We start from the raw sequence: 23,083 nt of genomic DNA on the forward strand, positions 1-23,083 counted from the left end.
CGGCTCAGGCGACGTCGCTGGCGCGGCGGCCGGTCCGGTGCAGCCCGAGCATGTCCAGCAGCCGGGCGCAGTCCTCGGGGTCCTTGGCCCGCGCGGCCACGGCCAGTGCCGCCTTGCGACGGGTGCGCTCCTGCTCCGGGGAGTTCCCGCCGTCGGCGAGCAGGTCCGCCACCGGCCGCAGATCGTTGCGCTTGTCCCGCATCTCGTGCTCCCCTCCGGAAATCCCCGGTGAACCGTTCGCGGGCGGGTTACCCCGGATCACCGCGCGCGACACCGGTGTCCCCTAAGGAGGCAACTAAGACCGCTCCCACTAGGCCGAACGAGTGAATTCGCCCGGTTCCGGCCCCGGACACGGCAAGGTGGTGAGATCCACGTCACAGCAGGAGGCCGGATGGGCACCCAGCTCCGCATCAGCCGCGAGGACGGCTCACTGCCCTGCGAGGTCTGCGGCTTCCCGACCATGCACGTCGCCAAGCTCGTCGCCGACGACGGAACGGTGCTCGGCCGCACTCTGGTGTGCACGACCTGCCAGCGCAGCAAGCACCACCCCGAACCGGCCGCCGTCGAGTCCGAGGCACCCCCCGACGAGGTGCCCGCCGGCTAGCTCACGCCGTCGTCGTCGCCACCGCCGCGACGAACTCCGCCGCCACCTCGTGGAGCTTCCGGTTGCCGTCTTGAGAGCGCTTCACCAGCCGCTGGAACGCTTCCTCGGCGGTGATCCGGTGCGCGGCCATGAGGATGCCCTTGGCCTGGTCGATCACCGCCCGGGTCTCCAGCGCCCGGTTGAGCTGGTCGACCAGCTCCCGGGCCGCGAAGTACCGCCGCGCGCTGCGCAGGCCGAACACCACGGTCGCCGTGTACAGCTCGAGGATCTTGGTGCTCAGCTCGCTGAACCCGTGCTCGCCGAACCCGAACAGGTTCACCGCGCCGGACATGTCCTCGTCCACCGTCAGCGGCGCGGCGAGGAAACTGGCCACGCCGAGCTGGGCGGCCGACGTCACGAACTGCGGCCACAGGTCCCCGACCGCGCCGACGCCGACGCGGACCGGCTGGCCGGTCTCCGCGGCGCGCAGGCACGGCCCGTCCCCGATCCGGTACTGCTCACGGTCGAAGTTCACCGCCCGCTGGTCGGTGCTGGCCACCGTCTCCGGCACCCCGTCGCGGACCAGGGTGATGCTCGCCATGTCGGCCCCCGGCACCACCTGCACGGCGTGGTCGCACACCGCCTGCAGCATCTGGCCCAGGTCGAGCCCGCTGTCCAGCATCGCGGTCAGCGACTCCATCGCGAGCGTGACCTCGTCCAGCCGCGCGATGAGCTGCTCATGGCCGCCCGTCATCCTGGTGACGCCCCTCCCTCGTTCTTCGGGGCGCTCTGGACCAGGGAGGACCCGGGCGCGCGCCACTAGTGGGCCGCTAGCGCTTTAACGGGTCCAGCGCGAGATTACTGCATCGCGACCGGGCCGGGCACGAGCGGTCACCGCCGCGACGCGGCACACGCCCGTTCGGAGCAACGGCGGTTGCGGCCCGTGGGCGCGGGGTTAGTCTCGGTGGACACGGTTCAACCAGCAGCCGCTCGAACTCCCCCGAGCGCGGCGCTGCGGCCGCGCCGCATCAGAACGGCGGTGAACCGGCATGAACCTCCCCCGAGCCCGGCACCCGGGCCTGCGGCTGCGCACGGCGTGGCCCGCTCCGCACGCGGTCCTGGTGACCGCCCGCGGCGATCTCGACAGCGCGACGGCGGGCGACCTGGCCACGCTGCTCTCCGACCGCCTCCGGGCGACACCGGAGCGGCTGGTGGTCGATCTGTCCGAAGTGGACTTCCTCGGCGTGGCCGGTGTCCGGGTGCTGCTGCACGCGGCCCTGCAGGCCGGGCAGGCGGGCACCGAGCTGCTCGTGGTCACCGGGACGAACCCGATGGTCCGCCGCGCCTTGCGGGTGACCGGGGCGGACCGGCAGCTCGCGCTGACCGATCGACGCCCCGCCCCGGCCCCGGCCTGACCCGGCGGCTGCTGTCCCTGCCCTCGTGAACTCAGCCGCGCAATGCCGGGAGCAACTCCTTTTCGGCGAAGTCGAGGAAGCCGTCCTGCTGGTCACCACCGATCTGGACCAGCGCGACGTCGGTGAAGCCCGCCTTCTCGAACTCGCGCACCGCCTCGGCGATCGGCTCGACGTCGGGGCCGCACGGGATCGAGCCGGCGACGTCCTCCTCGCGGACGAACTGCGTCGCGCCGGCGAACCCGGCCGGTCCGGGGAGCTCGGCGTTGACCTTCCAGCCGCCGGCGAACCACCGGAACTGCGCGTGCGCCCGCTTGACCGCGGCGTCGCGGTCGGTGCCCCACGACACGGGCAGCTGCCCGACCTTGCGGCTCGGCGCGCCACCGAGCCGGGTGGCGTCCCATTCCCGGGACAGCTCCGCCTTCGGTTCGACGGCGATCATCACGTCGGCGACCGGGGCGAACCGCTGGACCGACTGCGAGCCGGACACGGCGACCCCGATCGGGACCCGCCGCTCCGGCAGGTCCCACAGCTTCGCCGAGTCGACGCGGAAGTGCTTGCCGTCGTAGTTGAAATAGCCGCCGTCGAACAGGCCGCCGATGATCTGCACGGCTTCGGCCAGCATCTCGTGCCGGACGTTGGCCGGCGGCCAGCCGCGGCCGACGACGTGTTCGTTGAGGTTCTCGCCCGCGCCGAGGCCGAGGGTGAACCGGCCGTTGGAGAGGGCCTGCACGGTCGCCGCCTTCTGGGCCACCACCGCCGGGTGGTAGCGCATGGTCGGGCAGGTCACGTACGTCATCAGCTCGGCGCGCTCGGTCACCTGCGTGACCGCGCCCAGCACGGCCCAGGCGTACGGCGCGTGGCCCTGTTCGTCCAGCCAGGGCGAGTAGTGGTCGCTCATGACCTCGAAGTCGAAGCCGGCCTGTTCCGCACCGGCGGCGAACCGGACCAGGTCGCCCGGGCCCGCCTGCTCGGTCATCAAGGTGTAGCCGATCCGCATCGGCCCCTCCTCTCGCTCGGCCCTCCGCGTACCCGTCCCCGGCGGCCGGTAACCCGCCCGACCGGGACGTTTACCGGGTGATCGAACGGGTACCCGCCCCGCGAGACGAAGGGAGCGGGCATGCCTCAGTCGTGGAGCGGCAAGCGCGAGCGCCAGTATGAGCACGTCAAGGACTCGGCCGAGGAACGCGGCGCGAGCACAAAACGGGCCAAGGAGATCGCCGCCAGGACGGTGAACAAGAACCGCGCGCAGTCGGGCGAGTCCCGGCAGGCCAGCAAGACGTCCCTGAAGGACAAGTCGCCGCAGCAGCGCGGCGGGGAGCGGTCCGGCAACCGCAAGGGCCCGGGCGGCCCGACGAAGGACCAGCTCTACAACGAGGCGAAGAAGCGGAAGATCGACGGCCGGTCGAAGATGACCAAGAAGGAACTCGAACGGGCGCTGGGCCGGTGACAAAACCCGAAATTCCCGACCACGAAGTGTCAGCATTCCCCCAGATGGGTAGTACCTCGCGCATGGAAGAAACTCGAAGCGGCAGCTCGTTCGGCGCGAAGCCGACGCTCGACGAGCTGCTCGACGAACTCGTCGAGCTGCGGCTCCCCGCGATGGCGGAGCAGATCCCGCTCGTCCGGATGCTGACGCACGGCGTGGTGTCGCGGGCGGACTTCGGGCTGGACGCCATCGCCGACGCCAAGATGGCCGTCGACGAGGCGTGCGCACAGCTCGTCCAGCTGGCCGAGCTCGGCGCCCAGCTGCAGTGCCAGTTCCGCCTGGCCCCCGACGGCCTGCACGTCGTCGTCTCGACCCGGTCGAGCGACCCGCGCCCGCCGAGCGACCGCACGTTCGGCTGGCACGTCCTGACCACCCTGAGCCGGTCGGTGACCGCGCACTGCGACGTCCTTCCCGGTGGAGGCGCGGGCATCGTCACGATCGAGCTGGTGCTGAACCCGGGAACGAGCGCGTGAGCAGCGAGCGGAAAACCCTCCTCCACCGCCCGGACGAATACGCCCACTGCGAACCGCTGTTCCGGGAGCTGGGCGAGCTCGACGCCGACGACCCGCGGCGGGAGGTGGTGCGGAGCAAGCTGGTCACCGAGCTGCTCCCGCTGGCCGAGCACATCGCGACCCGGTTCTCCGGTCGCGGCGAGCCCCGGGAAGACCTGGTCCAGGTGGCGCGGATCGGCCTGATCAACGCCGTCGACCGGTTCGACCCCACCCGCGGCCACGACTTCCTCTCCTTCGCCGTCCCGACGATCATGGGCGAGGTCCGGCGGCACTTCCGCGACACCGGCTGGTCCGTGCGGGTTCCCCGCCGGCTCAAGGAGCTGCACCTTTCGCTGAGCCAGGGCTCGGCGGTGCTCTCCCAGCGCCTCGGCCGCGCGCCGACGCCGACCGAGCTGGCCGAGCACCTGAGCCTGGACGTCGACGAGGTCCGGGAAGGGCTCCTGGCGGGCAACGCCTACCAGGCGCTGTCGGTCGACAAGCCGGTGCACGACGACGCCGAGGCGCTGTCGCTGGCGGACACCATGGGGGAACCGGACCACGAGATGGCCATGGTCGAGAACCACGAGGCCCTCCAGCCCCTGCTGCAGGAACTGCCGAAGCGCGAGCGCGCGATCCTGGTGATGCGCTTCTTCGGCGGGCTGACGCAGACGCAGATCGCCGACCGGGTCGGCATTTCCCAGATGCACGTCTCCCGGCTGCTGTCGCAGACCCTGGAGCAGCTGCGCGGCAAGCTCACCGGCGACGCCTGAGCCCCCTTCAAAGCGCCCCAATGTGGCGTTCGGTGCGTTGGACGCACCGAACGCCACATTGGGTGCGTTGGACGCACCCAACGCCACATTGGGGCGCTTGGGCGGGGTGCGGGCGTTGCGGTCGCCGGAACTGTCGGACCCCGGCGTTACGCTCTGCCCATGCCCGACGCCGACACCGTCACCACGGAACCCCCAGCCACCGCCGTCGCCACCGAGGTGCGGCGGCGGCCCGCGTTGTCGCCGTCCCGGGCCAGCGACTTCAAGCAGTGCCCGCTGCTCTACCGGTTCCGCGCGGTCGACCGGCTGCCGGAAGTCCCGACCAAGGCCCAGCTGCGCGGCACGCTCGTCCACTCCGTCCTCGAACGGCTCTTCGCCCTCCCGGCCGCCGAACGCGTCCCGCCCCGGGCGCGCGAGCTGCTCGGGCCGGCGTGGACGGACCTGTCCGCCGACCGTCCGGAGTGGACCGAGCTGTTCGACGGCGGGAAGCCCGGCGACCACGCGGAGTGGCTGCGGTCGGCGGAAAAGCTGCTGGACGCCTACTTCGAGCTGGAAGACCCGCGACGGCTGGAACCCGAAGCCTGCGAGCTGCACGTCGAGATCGAGCTGGGCTCCGGCGTCCTGCTGCGCGGCTACATCGACCGCCTCGACGTCGCGCCGACCGGCGAGATCCGGGTCGTCGACTACAAGACCGGTGCCGCGCCGCGCGAGATCGGCGAGGCCAAGGCGATGTTCCAGATGAAGTTCTACGCCGTGGTCCTGTGGCGGCTGCGCGGAATCGTGCCGCGCCAGCTGAAGCTCATGTACCTGACCGACGGCCAGTCGCTCGCCTACACACCCGACGAAGCCGAGCTGCTGCGCTTCGAGCGCACGCTGGAAGCCATCTGGCAGGCCATCCTCAAGGCGGGCAAGACCGGCGACTTCCGGGCGAACAAGAGCAAGCTGTGCAATTGGTGCGACCACCAGGCGCACTGCCCGGAGTACGGCGGCACGCCGCCCGACTACCCCGGCTGGCCGGAGCCCGACGCGGGCGACGAAACGCCGCTGGACCGGGCCGACTGATGGCCGACGCCTTCTACGTCCCGCTCGGCGGCGACCGGTACTCCGCGACCGGGCACACCGCCGGGCCGTGGACCCCGGACGCCCAGCACTTCGGCCCGCCGTCGGCGTTGCTCGTACGCGCCCTCGAAACCGTCGGATCGGCCCACCCGGCCGAACTCGCGCGCGTGACCGTGGAGATCCTCGGCCCGGCGCCGGTCGCCGAGCTCACCGTGCGGGCCCGGGTCGAGCGGCCCGGCCGGTCGGTCGAGCTGCTGCAGGCGGAGCTGGCGAGCACCGATCGTGTGGTGGCGCGGGCCTCGGCGTGGCGCATCGCGACGTCGGACACGGCGGAGGTCGGCACCGACGCCGGCCCGCTGCTGCCCGGGCCCGGCAGCGTCGAAGAGTCGCCGTGGCCGGAGGGCTGGCAAGGCGGCTACCTCGACGCGGTCGAGTGGCGGGCGGTGCGCGGCGGCATGGACGTGCCCGGCCCGGCAGCGGTGTGGGCGCGCCAGCGCGTCCCGCTGGTCGACGGCGAGGAGCCGAGCGGGCTGCAGCGGCTGTTCGCCGTCGCCGACTCCGGCAACGGCGTGTCGAACTACCTCGACCCGCGGAAGTGGTGGTTCATCAACTCCGAGCTCACCGTGCACCTGCGGCGGGTACCCCGGGGCGAGTGGATCGGCCTCGACGCGGTGACGCTGGTGGGCCACCACGGCATCGGCACGGCGACGAGCATCCTGCACGACGACGGCGGCCCGGTGGCCACCGGCGCGCAGGCGCTGATGGTCCGGCCGCGACAGGCCGGGGGCGGATAGCCACCCACAACGGGCCCGTATCCAATAACCTTCGCGGAACGACCGACTTGAGGAGCGCTCCGGCATGCAGATCACCTCGGTGGTCAACCAGAAAGGCGGGGTCGGCAAGACCTCACTGAGCGTCGGCACCGCGGCCGCACTGGCCGAGAAGGGCCGCCGGGTGCTCCTGGTCGACCTCGACCCGCAGGGCCACGCGACGACCGAGATGCTCGGGTTGGCCGAGGTGCCCGCGGACCGGCCGAGCCTGGCGAAGGCGCTGGCCAAGACGTGGAAGGGCCCGATCGAGGAACTCGTCGTCCCGCACCCGCGCAGCAACCTCGGGCGCGGCGGCGCGCTCGACGTCGTGCCGACGTCACCGGGGATGTTCGACCTGATCCGGCGGCTCGACTCGTTCCGCGTCCCGGGCTGGCAGCTGGCCCGGGTCATCCAGTTCGCCAACTACGACCACTGCGTCATCGACTGCCCGCCCGCGCTGGACGTGCTGACGAACAACGCGCTGGCGGCGTCGCACGGCATCCTGGTGCCGGTCCAGCCGGACAAGACGAGCATCCGCGCCCTGCGGCTGCTGGCCGACCAGGTCCGGTACGTCGAGCAGACCGTCGGGCGGCAGCCGCTGTCGTGGTTCGGCCTGGTGCCGAGCCTGTACCGGCGGCCGATCTCGCACTACGCGGCCGCGGCGCTGCAGGAGATGTACGACTTCGGCATCCCGATGCTGTCGCACCTGCCTCTTGGTGTGGTGATGAACGAGGCGGCGGCGCACGGCGTCCCGGTGACGACGTACGCGCCGGAGACGTTGCAGGCGCTGTCGTTCCGGGAGATCGCGGGCACGCTGGACAGCTACCTGGAGCAGAACGCGGCCCCGGCGGTGGTCCCGGCCGACGAAGAGTTCGTCTTCGAAGACTTCATCTCCGAGGTGGCGGTGGCCCGCAACGTCAACGACAACGGCGCCCGCAAGGGCCTGTACGACCTGCTGCCGAAGAAGCCCAACCGCCCACGCTGACCGGTCGTGAGTGGCAAGGCGGGTTCTAACCCGCCTTGCCACTCACGAGCGGCGTGCGGTCAGAGGCGGCAGGACCGGATGTCCGACGCCAGGATCGCCTTCGCGCCGACCTCGGCGAGCTCGTCCATGATGAGGTTGACCTTCTTGCGCGACACCATCGCGCGCACGGCCACCCAGTCGTCGTCGGCCAGCGGCGCCACCGTCGGCGACTCCAGCCCCGGCGTGATCGCGATCGCGCGCTCCACCAGCGTCCGCGGGCAGTCGTAGTCCAGCATCATGTACTGCTGCGCGAACACGACCCCGCGCAGGCGCGCGGCCAGCTGCGACTTCGCCTTGCTCTCTTCGGAACCCCGGCGTTGCAGCAGCACCGCTTCCGACACGCAGATCGGGTCGCCGAACGCCACCAGGTTGTGCTGCCGCAGCGACCGGCCGGACTCGACGACGTCCGCGATCGCGTCCGCCACGCCGAGCTGGATCGAGATCTCCACCGCGCCGTCGAGGCGGATCACCTCGGCCTCGACGCCGTGGCGGGCGAGGTCGTCGCGGACCAGCCGCGGGTACGACGTCGCCAGCCGCTTGCCGTGCAGGTCCGCCGGCTTCCAGTCCCGGCCGGCCGGGGCCGCGTAGCGGAACGTCGACCCGCCGAAGCCGAGCGCCTGGACTTCTTCCACCGCGGCACCGGAGTCGAGCGCGAGGTCGCGGCCGGTGATGCCGAGGTCGAGCTCGCCGGAGCCGACGTAGATGGCGATGTCCTTGGGCCGCAGGAAGAAGAACTCGACCTCGTTGACCGGGTCGAGCACGGTCAGGTCGCGCTGCTCATGCCGCTTGCGGTAGCCCGCCTCGCCGAGCATCTCCGTCGCCGCGGCGGCGAGGGCTCCCTTGTTCGGCACGGCAACACGCAGCATTTCGCTTCTCTCCTCGTTCAGCGGTGGACCACCCGTCACAGGTAGCGGTAGACGTCCTCGGTCGACAGGCCGCGGCCGAGCATCAGCACCTGCACCCGGTACAGCAGCTGGGAGATCTCCTCGGCGAGGCGCTCGTCGGACTCGTGCTCGGCGGCGATCCACACCTCGCCGGCTTCCTCGAGCACCTTCTTGCCTTGGGCATGGACTCCCGCGTCGAGGGCGGCGACGGTGCCGGACCCGTCGGGACGGGTACGCGCGCGCTCGGCAAGCTCCGCGAACAGCTCATCGAAGGTCTTCACGGTCCGCGATCCTTCCATCCCGGACCCCCCGGCGCCCCTCCGCCCCGCCGCGGGTGCCGCCCATCTCACACTGCCGTGGACCGTGCTTCCCACGGGCTGGGAATCAGAAGAGCGCACCCTGCTCGAAGTCCAGCAGGTACCGCTTGCGTTCCAGGCCGCCGCCGTAGCCGGTGAGCGAGCCGGTCGAGCCGACCACCCGGTGGCACGGGACGATGATGCCGATCGGGTTCTTGCCGTTGGCCAGGCCCACCGCCCGCGACGCCGTGGGGTTGCCCAGCCGGTCCGCCAGCTGCCCGTAGGAAATCGTCGTGCCGTAGGGGATCTCGCGCAGCTGGGCCCACACCGCCCGCTGGAACGGCGTGCCCACGAACGCGAGCGGCACTTCGAACTCGTGGCGCTGCCCGGCGAAGTACTCCTTCAGCTCGCTCTCGGCGCGGTCGAAGATCTCCGCGCTCGCGTCGTGCGAGCCGAAGGTCAGCTCGTCCGGGCGGTGGCGCTGGTCGACCATGTAGAGGCCGCAGAGCGCGGCGCCCTCGGCGACCAGCGTCAACGGGCCGCACGGGCTGTCGACGACAGCGTGGGTACGCATGATTTCTCCTGTCGGGTTCATGCCGCGGGCATCCGGTTGATCGCGTGGTCACCGGTGGCCCAGAGGTGCTGGGTGGCGTAGGCGCGCCAGGGGCGCCAAGCCGCGGAACGGGCGACGACGGCGGCCTGGCCGCCGAGGCCCAGAACCTCCGTCGCGTACTTGATGCCGAGGTCGGTGGGCAGGAACGCGTCCGGATCGCCCAGCGCCCGCATCGCGATGCTCTCGACCGTCCACGGCCCGAAGCCGGGCAACGCGGTCAGCGCCGCCCGGGCCGCGTCCCAGTCGCTGCCCGCGCTGAGGTCGAGCCCGTCCGTCAACGCCGCGACCAGCCCGAGCAGCGTGCGCCGGCGGCTGCGCGGCATGGCCAGGGTCTCGGGGTCCAGCGACGCCAGTGCCGACGGTGCCGGGAACAGGTGCGTCAGGCCGCCCTCGGGGTCCTCGACCGGTTCGCCGTGCGCGACGACGAGCCGGGCCGCGTGGGTCCGCGCCGCCGCCGTCGAGACCTGCTGCCCGAGCACGGCCCGGACGGCGAATTCGGCGCCGTCGACCGTCCGCGGCACCCGGCGGCCGGGTGCCGCCGCCACCAGCGGCGCGAGCAGCGGGTCGGTGGCGAGCTGGTCGTCGACGGCGACCGGGTCGGCGTCGAGGTCCAGCAGGCGGCGGCACCGGCTGGTCGCGGCCGGCAGGTCCCGGAGGTCGGCCAGGGTGAGCCGGCAGGCGATGTGGCCGTCAGCGGAGTCTCCGGGGCGCAGCGCGACGACGCCGTGGCCGTGCGGCAGCCGCAGCGTCCGGCGGTAGGCGCCGTCCCGCCACTCCTCCACGCCCGGCACGCCGGTCGCCACGAGGTGCCCGAAGAGGTTGTCCGGGCACAGCGGCTTCCGGTACGGCAGCCGCAGGACGAGCGCACCGGGGGCCGCGGTGGGCCGGCCCTTCGCGCGGCTGCGCAGCTCCGTCGGCGAGAGGGCGAACACCTCGCGGACGGTGTCGTTGAACGTCCGGATGCTGCCGAACCCGGCGGCCAGTGCCAGCTCGGTCATCGGCAGCGTGGTCGTCTCGATCAACGTGCGTGCGGTCTGCGCGCGCTGGGCCCGCGCCAAGGCCAGCGGGCCGGCGCCGAGTTCGGCGAACACCTGCCGTTCGACCTGCCGGACGCTGTAGCCGAGCCGGGCGGCCAGCCCGCGGACGCCTTCGGTGTCGACGACGCCGTCGGCGATCAGCCGCATCGCCCGCGCCACCAGGTCGGCGCGCTCGTTCCACAGCGGCGAGCCGGGGCTGGCGTCGGGACGGCAGCGCTTGCACGCGCGGAACCCGGCCTGCTGGGCGGCCGCGGCGCTCGGGTAGAAGCTCATGTTCCGCGGCTTGGGCGGCACCACCGGGCAGCTGGGCCGGCAGTAGATCTTCGTCGTCAGGACGGCGGTGTAGAACCACCCGTCGAACCGGGCGTCCTTCGCCTGCACGGCCCGCACGCACCGCTCGAAGTCCTCATGCACCCCGCCAGCATCGCGGACTGCGGCGGCCCGGGGCTAGCGGAAAAACGACATGGTGGTGATCAGCCGAGCAGGGCCGCCAGCGCCGGGACGTCGACGCCCACGAGCGAGTCGCGGAACACGCGCCGCTCCCCCGCCTCGACCGGGACGTCGTTGGGGATCACCAGCACCGTGCAGCCTGCCGCGACCGCCGAGGCGGTGCCCGGCGGCGAGTCCTCGACCGCGACGCACCGCTCCGGCGAGACGCCGAGCAGCTCGGCCGCCTTGAGGTACGGGCGCGGGTGCGGCTTGTTGAGGCCGTCGACCTCGTCGCCGCACACGGTGACGTCGAAGAAGTCCCGGCCGATCGTGTTCAGCGCGAGCTCGGTCAGCTCGCGCTCGGTCGAGGTGACCAGCGCCGACCGCAGACCCGCTGCCCGCACCGCCGTCAGCGCTTCGCGGGCGCCGGGGCGCCACGGCAGCTCGTCGTCGAAGAGACCGGCCGTGCGGCGGCGGATCTCCGCGCCGGTCGAGGCGATCGCCTCGGGCGTCACCGGGAGACCGACGACCTCCAGCAGGTAGGCCGAGGTGTCGTCCATGTTGGACCCGACCAGCGTCATCCGCTGTTCCTCGGACAGCTTGCCGCCGAGCGATTCCGCCGTCTCGTAGAGGGCGACGTCCCACAGCTTCTCGGAGTCGACGAGCGTGCCGTCCATGTCCCACAACACGGCGTCGATACCGTCCACAGTGGAGTCTCCTCAGGTGTTGAAGTACTTGGCTTCCGGGTGGTGGCAGACGATCGCGTCGGTCGACTGCTCGGGGTGCAGCTGGTACTCCTCGGACAGCTTCACGCCGATCCGGCCCGGTTCGAGGAGGGCGACGATCTTCGCCCGGTCTTCGAGGTCGGGACAGGCGCCATAGCCCAGGGAGAACCTCGCTCCACGGTAGCCGAGCTTGAAGAAGTCCTCGACGTCGTCGGGGTCCTCTGAGGCGACCGCCACACCGCCGGGGAAGGTCAGCTCCTGGCGGATGCGGCCGTGCCAGTACTCGGCGAGTGCCTCGGTCAGCTGGACACCGAGGCCGTGGACCTCCAGGTAGTCGCGGTAGGCGTCGGCGGCGAACAGCTCGTTCGCGTAGTCGGCGATGGGCTGGCCCATGGTGACGACGGTGAACGGCACGACGTCGATTTCACCGGCCTCCCGCGGCCGGTAGAAGTCGGCCAGGCAGAGCCGGCGGTCGCGGCGCTGCCGCGGGAAGGTGAAGCGCAGCCGCTCCGGCGCGCCGGGTTCGGGCTCGGTGAGCACGACCAGGTCGTCACCCTCGGCGACGCACGGGAAGTAGCCGTAGACGACGGCCGCGTGGGCCAGGACGCCGTCGGCGGTCAGCCGGTCGAGCCAGTACCGCAGCCGCGGCCGTCCTTCGGACTCCACCAGTTCGTCGTACGTCGGCCCGGCGCCGCCGCGCGCGCCCTTGAGCCCCCACTGCCCCATGAAGGTCGCCCGCTCGTCGAGCATCGCCGCGTAGTCGGCGAGCGCGACGCCCTTGACCACCCGGGAACCCCAGAACGGCGGGGTCGGCAGCGGCACGTCGGTGGCGACGTCCGAGCGCGCGGGCGGCGGCCCTTCGAGGGCTTCCTCGTGGGACTTGCGGGCTTTGCGCGCCTCGGCGATCCGCAGCGAGCGTTCGCGGCGTTCCTTGCGCTCCTGACGCTTCTTCTCCGCGTCGGCGTCCACCAGCGGCGACTCTCCGCGCTTGGCCGCCATGATCGCGTCCATCAGCCGCAGCCCTTCGAACGCGTCCCGGGCGTAGCGGACGTCGCCGAGGTACAGCTCGGTCAGGTCGTTCTCCACATAGGACCGGGTGAGCGCCGCGCCGCCGAGCAGCACCGGCCGGCGCGCGGAGACGCCCCGGGAGTTCATCTCCTGGAGGTTCTCCTTCATGATCACCGTCGACTTGACCAGCAGCCCGGACATCCCGATGGCGTCGGCGCCGTGTTCCTCGGCCGCGTCGAGGATGGTGGTGATCGGCTGCTTGATGCCGAGGTTGACGACCTCGTAGCCGTTGTTGGACAGGATGATGTCGACCAGGTTCTTGCCGATGTCGTGGACGTCGCCGCGGACGGTGGCCAGCACGATCCGGCCCTTGCCCGAGTCGTCACCGGACTCCAGGTGCGGTTCGAGGTGGGCGACGGCGGCCTTCATCACCTCGGCCGACTGCAGCACGAACGGCAGCTGCATCTGGCCGGAGCCGAACAGCTCGCCGACGGTCTTCATGCCGGACAGCAGCGTGTCGTTGATGATCTGCAGGGCGGGCCGCTGCTCCAGGGCCGCGTCGAGGTCGTCGGTGAGACCGGTGCGCTCGCCGTCGACGATCCGGCGTTCCAGCCGTTCGAACAGCGGCAGCGCGGCCAGCTCCTCGGCGCGCGACGCCTTCGACGACGCCGCGCTGACGCCCTCGAACAGGGCCATCAGCTCCTGCAGGGGGTCGTAGCCCTCGCGGCGGCGGTCGTGGATGAGGTCGAGGGCGACCGCGCGCCGGTCGTCCGGGATGCGGGCCATCGGCAGGATCTTCGACGCGTGCACGATGGCGGTGTCGAGCCCGGCTTGGACGCACTCGTGCAGGAACACCGAGTTGAGCACCTGCCGTGCCGCCGGGTTGAGCCCGAAGGAGATGTTCGACAGCCCGAGCGTGGTCTGGACCTCGGGGTGGCGGCGCTTGATCTCGCGGATGGCTTCGGTCGTTTCGGCACCGTCGCGGCGGGACTCCTCCTGGCCGGTGGCGATGGTGAAGGTGAGTGCGTCGATGATGACGTCGGACGTCCGCAGACCCCACTTGCCGGTGATGTCCGCGATCAGCCGGGACGCGATGTCGGCCTTCTTCCCGGCCGTCCGCGCCTGACCCTCCTCGTCGATGGTCAAGGCGACGACGGCGGCACCGTACTCGCTCACCAGCTCCATGACCTGGGTGAACCGGGATTCCGGGCCGTCGCCGTCCTCGTAGTTGACGGAGTTGACCGCGCAGCGGCCGCCGAGCCGTTCCAGCCCGGCGCGCAGCACGGGGACCTCGGTGGAGTCGAGCATGATCGGCAGGGTGGACGCCGTGGCGAGCCGCCCGGCCAGCTCGGCCATGTCGGCCGTGCCGTCGCGGCCGACGTAGTCGACGCAGAGGTCGAGCAGGTGGGCGCCGTCGCGGGTCTGGTCGCGGGCGATCTCGACGCAGTCGTCCCAGCGGCCCTCCAGCATCGCGGTGCGGAAGGCCTTCGAGCCGTTGGCGTTGGTCCGTTCGCCGATCATCAGCACGCTGGCGTCCTGTTTGAACGGCACCGCCTGGTAGAGCGACGACACGCCGGGCTCGGGCCGCGGCCGCCTCGGCACGGGCGCGGTGCCCGCGACGGCCGCGGCGAGCTGCCGGATGTGCTCGCCGGTGGTGCCGCAGCAGCCGCCGACCAGGCCGACGCCGAACTCCCGGACGAACCCGGTCAGGGCCTCGACCAGCGCTTCCGGGCCGAGCGGGTACACCGCGCCGTCCGGGCCCAGCTCCGGCAGGCCGGCGTTCGGCATCACCGAGAGCGGCACCCGGGCGTGCTTGGCCAGCTGCCGCAGGTGCTCGCTCATCTCGGCCGGGCCGGTGGCGCAGTTGAGCCCGATGACGTCGATGCCGAGCGGTTCGAGCGCGGCGAGCGCCGCGCCGACCTCGGTGCCGAGCAGCATGGTGCCGGTCGTTTCGACGGTGAGCGAAACGAGGATCGGCACGTGCCGGCCCTCGGCGGCCATCGCCCGCTTGGCGCCGATGACCGACGCCTTCGTCTGGAGGATGTCCTGGGTGGTTTCGACGATCACCGCGTCGGCGCCGCCGGCCAGCAGGCCGCGGACCTCCTCGCGGTAGGCGTCCCGCAGCGTGGTGAACGGCGCGTGGCCGAGCGTCGGGAGCTTGGTGCCCGGCCCGACCGAGCCGAGGACGAAGCGCGGGCGGTCCGGCGTGGCGAACTCGTCGGCGGTCTCGCGGGCCAGCCGCGCGCCGGCCTCGGCGAGTTCGAAGATCCGCTCCGTGATGCCGTACTCGGCGAAGTTGGCCGAATTGGCCCCGAAAGTGTTCGTCTCGACCGCGTCCGCGCCCGCTTCCAGGTAGCCGCGGTGGACCGAGCGGACCACGTCCGGCCGGGTGACGTTGAGGATCTCGTTGCAGCCCTCGAGACCGCCGAAGTCGTCCAGGCTGAGGTCGTGGGCCTGCAGGGCGGTGCCCATCGCGCCGTCGGCCACCAGGACGCGGGATCGCAGGGCATCGAGGAACGGTGACGACAGGCGATCGGACATGCTGAACAGCGTAAGGCCGGTGGTCGTAGGCTGGGCCGGTGAGTGAGCCCGACGACGAGACCCCGCGGCCGCCCGGCGACCGCCCCGAACCCTCCCGGCCGCTGATGGTGGTCGCCTTCGAAGGCTGGAACGACGCAGGTGACGCGGCCAGCCGGGCGGTCGAGCACCTGCAGCTGAACTGGGACGCCACGCCGCTGGCGGAGCTGGAGCCCGACGACTACTACGACTTCCAGGTCAGCCGCCCGACCGTCCGGATGGTGGACGGCGTCACTCGCCGGGTGGACTGGCCGACCACGACGCTCTCGGTGTGCCGTCCCGACGGGTTCGACCGTGACGTCGTCCTCGTGCAGGGCCCCGAGCCGAACATGCGCTGGCGCGCCTTCTGCGCCGAGCTCCTGGAGCACATCAAGCAGCTGGACGTCGCGACGGTGGTGACGCTGGGGGCGTTGCTGGCCGACACCGCGCACACCCGCCCGGTCCCGGTCACCGGGACGGCGTACGACAAGGACACCGCGTCGCTGTACGGGCTGGACCTGAACAACTACCAGGGCCCGTCCGGCATCGTCGGCATCCTGCAGGACTACTGCGTGCAGGCGGGCATCCCGGCCGTGTCGATCTGGGCCGCGGTGCCGCACTACGTGTCGCACCCGCCGTCCCCGAAGGCCACGCTGGCGCTGCTGCACAAGCTGGAGGACATCCTCGACGTCGAGATCCCGCTGGGCGCGCTGCCCGAGCAGTCCGAGGAGTGGCAGCGCACGGTCAGCGAGATGGCCGACGAGGACGAAGAGATCAGCGAGTACGTCCGCAGCCTCGAAGAGCGCGGGGACGCCCAGAGCGAGGTCGTCGCCGAGGACGTCAGCGGCGACAAGATCGCCGCCGAGTTCGAGCGCTACCTGCGCCGCCGCGGCCGCGGGGGCGGCCAGGAGGGCTTCGGCCTGCGCTGAGTCACCCTTCGGGGTGTCACTTGAGCCAGCTGGTGGCGAACGCCCGCGCGGGGTTCGCCACCAGCATGGCCGTGACGACGTCGCCGCCGAGCACCTTCGTCAGCCGGGGCGCGAGCGTCGTGAGCAGGTACGGCACGCCGACCTCGCGCCGGGCCGTGGCGGTGGTCGTGTCGCCGCCCAGCAGCAGCTGAGCGCCGTGCCCGGCTTCGACGAGGGCTTCGAGGCAGTCCGGGAGCCGCCAGTCCGTCGCGTGGTTCGCGCGGGACGGCCCGTCGAAGGCCAGGAAGACGCCGGTTCCGGCGAGCTCGCGGTGGATCCGCGGGTCCGGGTTCCGGTTCAGGTGCCCGAGGATCACCCGATCGGGGGAAACTCCGAGGGTGCCGCACAGCAGCTCCGCGATCTCCGGCCCCGCGGTGCCCAGCTCGAGGTGGACCGCGATCGGCGCCCCGGTCTCCTCGTGCGCCACCGCAGCGGCGGTCAGGGTCGTGCGGGCGTGGGCGTCGATCCCGTGGAACCCGCCGGCGACCTTGATCAGCCCGGCCCGCTGCTGCCGGGTCCGCAGGTCTTCGGGCAGATCGGCCGGCCCGGTGCCGTCGACCAGGTCGTCGACGAAGACCCGGACGAGGTCGTCGACGACCGCTTCGAGCACCGACGGCGAGTAGTGCCCGGCCCGGTGCAGCCCGGTGGCCGCGACGACGTGCACCCCGAGCTGACGGGAGACCTGGGCGAGCTCCCGGGTCCGGCGCCCGAGGCCGTACGGCGTCCACTGCACCACCGCGCCACCGCCGGCCCCCTTGAACTCGATGAGCTGCCGCAACGCCGCGATCGGGTCGTCGAGCTCTTCGCCCGGCAGCAGCTTCGAAGCGAAGAAGAGGTGGTCGTGCGAGTCGGTCACGCCCAGTTCGGCGGGATCGATGTCGCCCAGCAGCGTGCGCACCTTCGGTTCCCCGGTCACGCCGACGAGTGTAACGACTCAACCGTTACGATGGCGAGGTGTCCGAAGACTTCCGCCTCGACATGGGCGCACCTTGGCTGAACCTGCTCGCCACCCGCGGCCGCCACTTCGGCAGCCAGCCGGTCGAGCGGCTCCCGGCCGCGGACCGGCTGCGTGACTGGCTGGCCCGCGCGGAGCTGACCCCGCTCGCACCGGTCACCGGCTTCGACTTGACCACCGCCCACGAACTCCGCGAGACACTGCGGCCCCTCGCGCTGGGCGCGGTCGACGGCCTCGCGCCCCGGGCGGAGCAGGTGCGGGCCCTCACGGCGTTCCTCGAGCCGGAGCCGGTGCACCTGGCCGCGCTCGACCGGCTGCACCGGAGCGCCCCGCCGACCGCGGCCGCCGCCTTCGCCCGGCTGGCGCACCAAGCCGCCGACTGGCTCACCGGGCCGCTGCGGCACGACCTGCGGGCCTGCCCCGAGCAGGACTGCCGCGGCGTCTTCGCCGACCCGGGCGGCCGGCGGCGCTGGTGTCCCTCCCCCGCCTGCGCCAGCCGCGGCCGGGTCCGCGCGCTCAGGGAGCGGCGGCGCGCGGAATCATGAGGGCGGCCGCAGCGGGAAACGGCTGGTCGCGGGCAGCCGGGCCGCACCTCGCGGCGTCACGACGGCCAGAGGAGCCGGCGCATCGGCACCGCACCCCGCGCCCGCTTCCGCCACTCCCGCGGATAGCCGAGCGAAACCTCTTCGAAGCGGACGCCGTCGGCCTCGGTGCTGCGTGGGATGTGCAGGTGGCCGTAGACCGCGATCTCCGCGCGGTAGCGGATGTGCCAGTCCTCGGTCTTCGTGGTGCCGCACCAGAGCGCGAACTCCGGCCAGTACAGCGGCGCCGTCGGGTGGCGGTGCAGCGGCCAGTGCGACATCAGGATCGTGCCGTGGTCCTCGGGGATCGCGTCGAGGCGCTCGGTGCTGATCTTCAGCCGGTCCGCGCACCACGCCTGGCGGCTCGGGTACGGGTCCGGGTGCAGGAAGTACTCGTCCGTGCACACCACCCCGGCCTCCCGGGCCTGGCGCAGGGCCTCCTCCAGGGACTTGCCCGCCGCTTCCGGGGTCCGCCAGCTGTAGTCGTAGAGCAGGAACAGCGGCGCGATCGTCAGGGGCCGCGAGCCGTGCCGCCAGACCGGGAACTCGTCCTCCGGCGTCAGCACGCCGATTTCGCGGCACTGTTCGACGAGGTACTCGTACCGGGCCTGGCCCCGCAGCTGGCAGTCGTCGTTCTTCGTCGTCCACAGCTCGTGGTTGCCCGGCACCCAGACGACCTTCGCGAAGCGGCTGCGCAGGGTCTTCAGCGTCCCGATGGTGGCTTCGGCCAGCTCGGCGACGTCGCCGGCGACGAGCAGCCAGTCTTCGGGGGTTTCCGGGACGACCGAGTCGAGGATCGGGCCGTTGCCCTCGTGGGTCACGTGGAGGTCGCTGGTGGCGAAGAGGTGCGGCACCCCTCCACCGTAACCACCGCGGCCGGGGTCGCTGCGCAAAACCTGCGGATCGCTTCGCGCTGGGCCGGGCTCAGGCGGTCCGGTCGCGCCGTGACGGAGATCGGCCCGGCTCCGGTGCCGGACAGTTCCAGGGGGTCGGCGACGGCCGGTCGGCTCCGGATCACGTCGAGGGCGGCCGCCGCCCGCCGCGAAGGCCAGCCGAGGGCGGTGGCCAGCTCGTGCACGGTGATCGGCCGGCCGGCGTGCACCAGGGCGGCGAGCACGGTCAGGGCGTCGTTCCCGGCGGCCCCGGCCAGGGTGCTGCCGCCCATCTGCTCGCTGAGCTGCCCGAAGAACCGGCCCATGCTCGCGAGCCGGGTGCCGGCGGTCGTGTCCGGCCCGAAGATGCCGATGCCCCGCTGCGCGACGGCCGCGACCCGGCCGTGGGCGCCGGTGTCGGCCTGCCACGCCCGCAGCCAGACGTCGTCGTCGATCGTGTAGCGCTCGCGGCGCCCGTTCGGGTCCGGCCGGCGCCCGACCAGTTCCATGGCTTCGAGGGCGCCGATGGACTTCGACACCGACGCCGGGCTGACCTGCAGCAGCGCCACGAGGTCGGCCGCGGTCAGCCCGGCGGCGTCGGCGGTGAGCAGGCAGACGAACACCCGGGCGGTCATCCGGGGCAGGCCGGTCGCGGCGAGCAGGGCCGCGAACTCGTCGACGAACCCGCGCACCACGCCGGTGGGCTGCTCGGGCGGCCTCGCCGGCCGGCGCCGGCGAGTGCGGTGGACGGCGGCCTCCTGCGCACGGCCGGGCCGGTACTCGCCCGATGTGCTGTTGCGGGCCACCTCCCGGCTGATCGTGGACGTCGGGCGGCCGAGCCGCCGTCCGATCTCGGCGTACCCGAGCCCGTCGGCGAGCCAGCCGGCGATGCGGCGGCGGTCGTCGAGCGTCAGTCTGCCACCGGGTGCGTTCATCGACACTCCAATGCAACGGCTCGTTGCGTTCACTATCAGAATCGACGCAATGATTTGCCAGTTTACCAGGCAATATGCACACGGATTGGTTGAGAGCGCTGAAAACGCAACGTAGCTTTTCGACATGAGCAAAGAGAAGACGCACGTGCTGGCCATGTCGGCCGTGACGGACGAGAACCGGTTCTGGAACGGGTTGAAGAAGGCCCACGCCCAGCTGCCCCCGGGCGCCGCGTGGACGCTGGCGGTCGCGAGCAAGGACGGCACGAGAGCGGTCAACGTCATCGCCCACGACTCCGTCGAAGGGGTCCGGGACTTCTTCGAGACCCACGCCGGCGCACACGCCACCACGGAATACTTCGAAGCGGACGCCGCCAACGCGGTCGGGCTCCCCCGATGACGCTCCAGGACCGGATCTCGGCTCTGCTGGCGGAGTACGGCATCCCAAGCGCCGCGATCGGCGTGCTCCGCGACGGCGAGATCACCGAGTTCGCCGTCGGCGTCAAGAACGTCGAAACCGCCGAACCGGCGACGCCGGACACCGTCTACCAGTGCGGCTCCATGACGAAGACGTGGACCGCCCTGACTTTCCTGCAGCTGGTCGACGAGGGCCGGGCCGACCTGGACGAGCCGATCCGGACTTACCTGCCGGAGTTCTCCGTGGCCGATCCGGAGACGACCAACGCAGTGACGGCCCGCCACCTGCTCGACCACACCAACGGCATCGAAGAATCCTTCGGCGACCCCGGCGAAGACGACGACGTCCACGAGCGCATGGTCGGGAACATCGCCGGCGCGCCGCAGGTCTTCCCGCTGGGCCACACCCACGGCTACAGCGCGGCGCTGGGGTACGCGATCCTCGCGCGGATCGCGGAGGTCCTGGACGGCAAGCGCTGGGACGACGTGCTGCGGGACCGGCTCTTCACTCCCCTGGGCCTGACCGGCACGAACAGCCGCCGCGAGCAGGTGGACCCGACCCGGGCCGCGACCGGCCACCTGCTCCGGTCCTTCGCCGAGGGCCCCATCGTCACGCCGATCGACCACCTGCCGAGGGCGTTCGGCGCCGGCGGGGGCATCACGTCGACGACCCGCGACGTGCTCACGCTGGCGCAGGTGCTGCTCCGCGCGGGTCTCGCGCCGGACGGCAGGCGGATCGTGTCGGCCCGGAGCGTCCGGGAGATGATGCGGTCCCGCGTGCCGGTCCCGGATCCGTACATGTTCGGGCCGGAGTGGGCGCTCGGCCTGATCGTTTGCGACTGGCCCGGCGAAACCGGGTACGCCACCGACGGCAGCACGATCGGCCAGAACGCCCGGCTGCGGATCCTCCCGGACTCGGACACCGCCGTCGCCGTGCTGACGAACGGCGGCCCGCGGGAAAGCTTCGCGCGCAAGGTGTTCCGCGAGATCCTGGGCACCGCCCCGGAGCTGCCGAAGCCGGACCCCGCACTGAAGCTCGACCTGCCGAGGTACGAGGGCGTGTACGAGCGTCCCGGCGCGCGGTACGAGGTGACCGCCGACGGCGGAGCTCTGCACCTGACGCTGGACCTCGATCCGATGCAGGCGCAGGTCCTGGGAAAACCGCCCCGGCTGCGGTACGAGCTGCTGCCGGTCAGTCCGACGCACTTCCTGATGCCGTCGGCAGATCCCCTCGAAGACACCCAGACGGTCGCGCTCTACGACTTCGCCGACGGGGCCGCCCGGTACCTCCACACGAACTGCCGGGTCCACCCCCGGGGCGGGAGCAGCATCAGCAACCCGGCGACGACGTAAACCCCGGCCTGGACGTTCAGCAGCACGGCAGGCCCGGTCGTCGCGACGAGCGTGCCCGCCAGCAGCGCGCCGGCCGTCGTGCAGCCGGCCACGGCGGCGAACGTCGTGCTCAGCACCCGGCCGGCGCGCTCCGGCGGAACCGCGCTCTGGATCTCCGCGAGCGTCCCGGCGCCGACGGCCACGCCCGGAGCGCCGGCCAGGGCGAACAGCCCGACGTAGACCCCCAGCGCCGTCGTGACCAGCCAACCGTTCCAGATCACCGCGGACAGCAGGCCGAGCGCGAGGGAGCCCCAGCCGAGCAGCGCCGCCGGTGCGGCCCGCCGCGCGACGGTGGCGAGGGCGAACCCGGCGGCCAGCCCGCCGATCGCCTGGACCCCCCGCAGCAGGCCGGCGTCGGCTTCGCTGCCGCCGAGCACGTCCAGGACGTAGACCACGAAGAGCACCAGGAACATGCCCTGCGCCAGCGAGGTGAAGACGAGCGCGAGCCCGGTGCGCCGCAGGCGCCGGTTGTGCGCCAGCTCCCGCAGTCCGTCGAGCCAGGCCCGCACCACCGGTTCCCGGGCCGGCGCCGGAGCCGGCGCGGCGACCCGGCGGAAGGGCTTGGCCAGCAGCGCCGCCGCGACCGCGAGAACGACCAGGTAGCCGGTGACGACGGGGGTGAGCCCGCCGAAGCCCAGCAGCGCACCACCGGCCCAGCCGCCGGCCAGCCGGGCGACGCTGCCGTTGACGCTCATCAGCCCGTTCGCCCCGGTGACGTCCGCGACGCCGACCAGTTCGGGGACCAGTGCGTTGCGCGCGGGTTCGAACACCGACGCGCACGCCGCCTGGGCGGCCATCACCGCGTACACCACGGAGATCCCGGGCTGGGCCAGCAGCGGGAGCGCCACGACGGCGAGCCCGCAGCAGACGCCGAACAGCACCGCGCGGCGGTTCCACCGGTCGGCGACGACGCCGGCCACCGGGCTCAGCAGCACCGCGGGCAGCAGGCCGAGCACGATGCTCAGCGCCGTCGTCGCGGCGGAGCCGGTGCGCTGGAAGACGTAGATCGGCAACGCCACCTGCAGCATCCACTCGGCCGTCTCGCCGAAGAACGCGGCCACCCACAGCCGCGCGAACGCCGGTACCCCCAGCAACTGGTTCATTCCTCCGCCATCCCCGAGTGTTCGATGCGCGGGAACGCCCGCAGGCTGACGTGCACCGGGCGCGCGTTCGCCGGGACGTCCGGCCGGATCGCGCCCACGTAGGGCCGGACCAGCGCGTCGATCGCGTCGGTCAGGCGGGTCAGCTCCTCCGGCGTGACGCGCAGCGTGTACGTCGAAAGCCCGGACGCGTCGAGCCAAGCCGGGTCCAGGTCGTCGAGGGAGTCCAGGTACCGCTGGGTCAGCTCCTGCTCGTGGCCGAGGCTCGCACCCACGACGCCCAGCTGGGCGGCCCGGCGGGCCGGGTCGTCGGCGAACCGGCCGATGTCCAGGCCGACCTGCCGGGCGCGCCAGGGGCGTTCGCGGCCGTCCTCGGCGTCGGCCCGCTCGACCAGGCCGTACTGCGCGAGCTGGCGCAGGTGCCAGCTGCAGTTGGACGCCGTCGAGCCGACGGCCTCGGCGCACTCGCTCGCCGTGCGCGGGCCGACGGCGGTGAGGTGGTTGAGCAGCGCCGACCGCAGCGGGTGCGCCAGCGCACGCAGCAGCTCGACGTCTTCGATCCGCTTGCGCGGCGGCAGCCCGGCCATCGGTTGTCCAATCTGAAAGGATCATTTCGAAAGTTCTCCTTCATAGTTGGTACCGCCGGTGGCTTTGTCAAACGGCTCGCCTATCGTTGTCGGTGCA

26 protein-coding genes are annotated in these 23,083 nt (G+C 72.2%); 12 read left to right on the plus strand and 14 right to left on the minus strand.

The window, feature by feature from the left end:
* Window positions 1–4: 4 nt before the first annotated feature.
* Window positions 5–202, minus strand: a complete 198-nt coding sequence (locus Q5425_RS09930) for a hypothetical protein (protein WP_308671825.1) — start codon at window positions 200–202, stop codon at window positions 5–7.
* Between the two features lie 189 nt (window positions 203–391).
* Here Q5425_RS09930 and Q5425_RS09935 point away from each other — a divergent pair, with 189 nt between their 5' ends.
* On the plus strand, window positions 392–604 hold the full coding sequence (locus tag Q5425_RS09935; RefSeq protein ID WP_308671826.1) for a hypothetical protein: 213 nt from the start codon (window positions 392–394) through the stop codon (window positions 602–604).
* Window position 605: 1 nt separating this feature from the next.
* Here Q5425_RS09935 and Q5425_RS09940 read toward each other — a convergent pair whose 3' ends face one another.
* Window positions 606–1,337 (minus strand): GAF and ANTAR domain-containing protein, encoded by a 732-nt coding sequence (locus Q5425_RS09940; protein ID WP_308671827.1) that lies wholly within the window; start codon window positions 1,335–1,337, stop codon window positions 606–608.
* Between the two features lie 295 nt (window positions 1,338–1,632).
* Here Q5425_RS09940 and Q5425_RS09945 point away from each other — a divergent pair, with 295 nt between their 5' ends.
* Window positions 1,633–1,998, plus strand: a complete 366-nt coding sequence (locus Q5425_RS09945; RefSeq protein ID WP_308671828.1) for an STAS domain-containing protein — start codon at window positions 1,633–1,635, stop codon at window positions 1,996–1,998.
* A gap of 31 nt (window positions 1,999–2,029) precedes the next feature.
* Here the strand turns inward: Q5425_RS09945 and Q5425_RS09950 are convergent, their stop codons facing one another.
* Window positions 2,030–2,995 (minus strand): LLM class F420-dependent oxidoreductase, encoded by a 966-nt coding sequence (locus tag Q5425_RS09950; RefSeq protein ID WP_308671829.1) that lies wholly within the window; start codon window positions 2,993–2,995, stop codon window positions 2,030–2,032.
* A 120-nt stretch (window positions 2,996–3,115) separates the two neighbouring features.
* Between Q5425_RS09950 and Q5425_RS09955 the strand changes: the two genes are divergently transcribed.
* From Q5425_RS09955 to Q5425_RS09980, 6 genes are all read left to right on the plus strand, one after another.
* Complete coding sequence (locus tag Q5425_RS09955) at window positions 3,116–3,445, plus strand: plasmid stabilization protein (RefSeq protein ID WP_308671830.1); 330 nt, start codon at window positions 3,116–3,118, stop codon at window positions 3,443–3,445.
* 62 nt (window positions 3,446–3,507) lie between these two features.
* Entirely contained in the window at window positions 3,508–3,957 is a 450-nt protein-coding gene (locus Q5425_RS09960) for an ATP-binding protein (RefSeq protein ID WP_308671831.1), read from the plus strand.
* Entirely contained in the window at window positions 3,954–4,745 is a 792-nt protein-coding gene (locus Q5425_RS09965) for a SigB/SigF/SigG family RNA polymerase sigma factor (protein WP_308671832.1), read from the plus strand. Before Q5425_RS09960 ends, Q5425_RS09965 begins: the two co-directional genes overlap by 4 nt.
* 159 nt (window positions 4,746–4,904) lie before the next feature.
* Complete coding sequence (locus tag Q5425_RS09970; RefSeq protein ID WP_308671833.1) at window positions 4,905–5,804, plus strand: RecB family exonuclease; 900 nt, start codon at window positions 4,905–4,907, stop codon at window positions 5,802–5,804.
* Window positions 5,804–6,595 (plus strand): thioesterase family protein, encoded by a 792-nt coding sequence (locus Q5425_RS09975; protein WP_308671834.1) that lies wholly within the window; start codon window positions 5,804–5,806, stop codon window positions 6,593–6,595. Before Q5425_RS09970 ends, Q5425_RS09975 begins: the two co-directional genes overlap by 1 nt.
* A 64-nt stretch (window positions 6,596–6,659) precedes the next feature.
* A complete protein-coding gene (locus tag Q5425_RS09980) occupies window positions 6,660–7,595 on the plus strand; it encodes a ParA family protein (protein ID WP_308671835.1) in 936 nt (311 codons plus the stop codon).
* Window positions 7,596–7,654: 59 nt separating this feature from the next.
* Here Q5425_RS09980 and hisG read toward each other — a convergent pair whose 3' ends face one another.
* The 6 genes from hisG to metH all read right to left on the minus strand — a co-directional run bounded on the left by hisG (window position 7,655) and on the right by metH (window position 15,167).
* Window positions 7,655–8,500, minus strand: a complete 846-nt coding sequence (gene hisG, locus Q5425_RS09985) for an ATP phosphoribosyltransferase (protein WP_308671836.1) — start codon at window positions 8,498–8,500, stop codon at window positions 7,655–7,657.
* 35 nt (window positions 8,501–8,535) lie between these two features.
* Entirely contained in the window at window positions 8,536–8,799 is a 264-nt protein-coding gene (locus Q5425_RS09990; RefSeq protein ID WP_043784093.1) for a phosphoribosyl-ATP diphosphatase, read from the minus strand.
* A 103-nt stretch (window positions 8,800–8,902) separates the two neighbouring features.
* Window positions 8,903–9,388, minus strand: a complete 486-nt coding sequence (locus tag Q5425_RS09995) for a methylated-DNA--[protein]-cysteine S-methyltransferase (protein ID WP_308671837.1) — start codon at window positions 9,386–9,388, stop codon at window positions 8,903–8,905.
* A gap of 17 nt (window positions 9,389–9,405) precedes the next feature.
* The gene (locus Q5425_RS10000; protein WP_308671838.1) at window positions 9,406–10,878 is read right to left on the minus strand and encodes an AlkA N-terminal domain-containing protein; all 1,473 of its coding nucleotides are present in this window, start codon (window positions 10,876–10,878) and stop codon (window positions 9,406–9,408) included.
* A 59-nt stretch (window positions 10,879–10,937) separates the two neighbouring features.
* Window positions 10,938–11,570, minus strand: a complete 633-nt coding sequence (locus Q5425_RS10005; RefSeq protein WP_396135144.1) for an HAD family hydrolase — start codon at window positions 11,568–11,570, stop codon at window positions 10,938–10,940.
* Window positions 11,571–11,612: 42 nt separating this feature from the next.
* Window positions 11,613–15,167 carry a methionine synthase gene (gene metH, locus Q5425_RS10010; RefSeq protein ID WP_308671840.1) on the minus strand — a complete coding sequence of 1,185 codons (3,555 nt, stop codon included), beginning with the start codon at window positions 15,165–15,167 and terminating at the stop codon, window positions 11,613–11,615.
* A 38-nt stretch (window positions 15,168–15,205) separates the two neighbouring features.
* Here metH and Q5425_RS10015 point away from each other — a divergent pair, with 38 nt between their 5' ends.
* Complete coding sequence (locus Q5425_RS10015) at window positions 15,206–16,111, plus strand: PAC2 family protein (protein ID WP_308671841.1); 906 nt, start codon at window positions 15,206–15,208, stop codon at window positions 16,109–16,111.
* Between the two features lie 16 nt (window positions 16,112–16,127).
* Here the strand turns inward: Q5425_RS10015 and Q5425_RS10020 are convergent, their stop codons facing one another.
* Entirely contained in the window at window positions 16,128–17,066 is a 939-nt protein-coding gene (locus Q5425_RS10020; protein ID WP_308671842.1) for a phosphotriesterase, read from the minus strand.
* Window positions 17,067–17,104: 38 nt separating this feature from the next.
* Here Q5425_RS10020 and Q5425_RS10025 point away from each other — a divergent pair, with 38 nt between their 5' ends.
* Complete coding sequence (locus tag Q5425_RS10025) at window positions 17,105–17,650, plus strand: CGNR zinc finger domain-containing protein (protein WP_308671843.1); 546 nt, start codon at window positions 17,105–17,107, stop codon at window positions 17,648–17,650.
* Window positions 17,651–17,706: 56 nt separating this feature from the next.
* Here Q5425_RS10025 and Q5425_RS10030 read toward each other — a convergent pair whose 3' ends face one another.
* Window positions 17,707–18,540 (minus strand): metallophosphoesterase, encoded by an 834-nt coding sequence (locus Q5425_RS10030; RefSeq protein ID WP_308671844.1) that lies wholly within the window; start codon window positions 18,538–18,540, stop codon window positions 17,707–17,709.
* On the minus strand, window positions 18,504–19,493 hold the full coding sequence (locus Q5425_RS10035; RefSeq protein WP_396135140.1) for a helix-turn-helix domain-containing protein: 990 nt from the start codon (window positions 19,491–19,493) through the stop codon (window positions 18,504–18,506). The genes Q5425_RS10030 and Q5425_RS10035 overlap by 37 nt, the downstream gene beginning before the upstream one ends.
* Window positions 19,494–19,617: 124 nt before the next feature.
* Here Q5425_RS10035 and Q5425_RS10045 point away from each other — a divergent pair, with 124 nt between their 5' ends.
* Together Q5425_RS10045 and Q5425_RS10050 are read left to right on the plus strand one after the other, a co-directional pair.
* Window positions 19,618–19,890: a hypothetical protein gene (locus Q5425_RS10045; RefSeq protein ID WP_308671845.1), complete on the plus strand. Its 273-nt coding sequence runs from the start codon at window positions 19,618–19,620 to the stop codon at window positions 19,888–19,890.
* Window positions 19,887–21,260 (plus strand): serine hydrolase, encoded by a 1,374-nt coding sequence (locus Q5425_RS10050; RefSeq protein WP_308671846.1) that lies wholly within the window; start codon window positions 19,887–19,889, stop codon window positions 21,258–21,260. The genes Q5425_RS10045 and Q5425_RS10050 overlap by 4 nt, the downstream gene beginning before the upstream one ends.
* On the opposite strand, the gene Q5425_RS10055 is transcribed toward Q5425_RS10050, so the two are convergent.
* Window positions 21,164–22,402 carry an MFS transporter gene (locus Q5425_RS10055; protein ID WP_308671847.1) on the minus strand — a complete coding sequence of 413 codons (1,239 nt, stop codon included), beginning with the start codon at window positions 22,400–22,402 and terminating at the stop codon, window positions 21,164–21,166. The two genes, Q5425_RS10050 and Q5425_RS10055, sit on opposite strands and share 97 nt — an antisense overlap.
* Window positions 22,399–22,986: a helix-turn-helix domain-containing protein gene (locus tag Q5425_RS10060; RefSeq protein ID WP_308671848.1), complete on the minus strand. Its 588-nt coding sequence runs from the start codon at window positions 22,984–22,986 to the stop codon at window positions 22,399–22,401. The genes Q5425_RS10055 and Q5425_RS10060 overlap by 4 nt, the downstream gene beginning before the upstream one ends.
* Window positions 22,987–23,083 lie beyond the last annotated feature (97 nt).

Source organism: Amycolatopsis sp. A133, assembly GCF_031082405.1.
In the GTDB taxonomy this organism is placed as follows: domain Bacteria; phylum Actinomycetota; class Actinomycetes; order Mycobacteriales; family Pseudonocardiaceae; genus Amycolatopsis.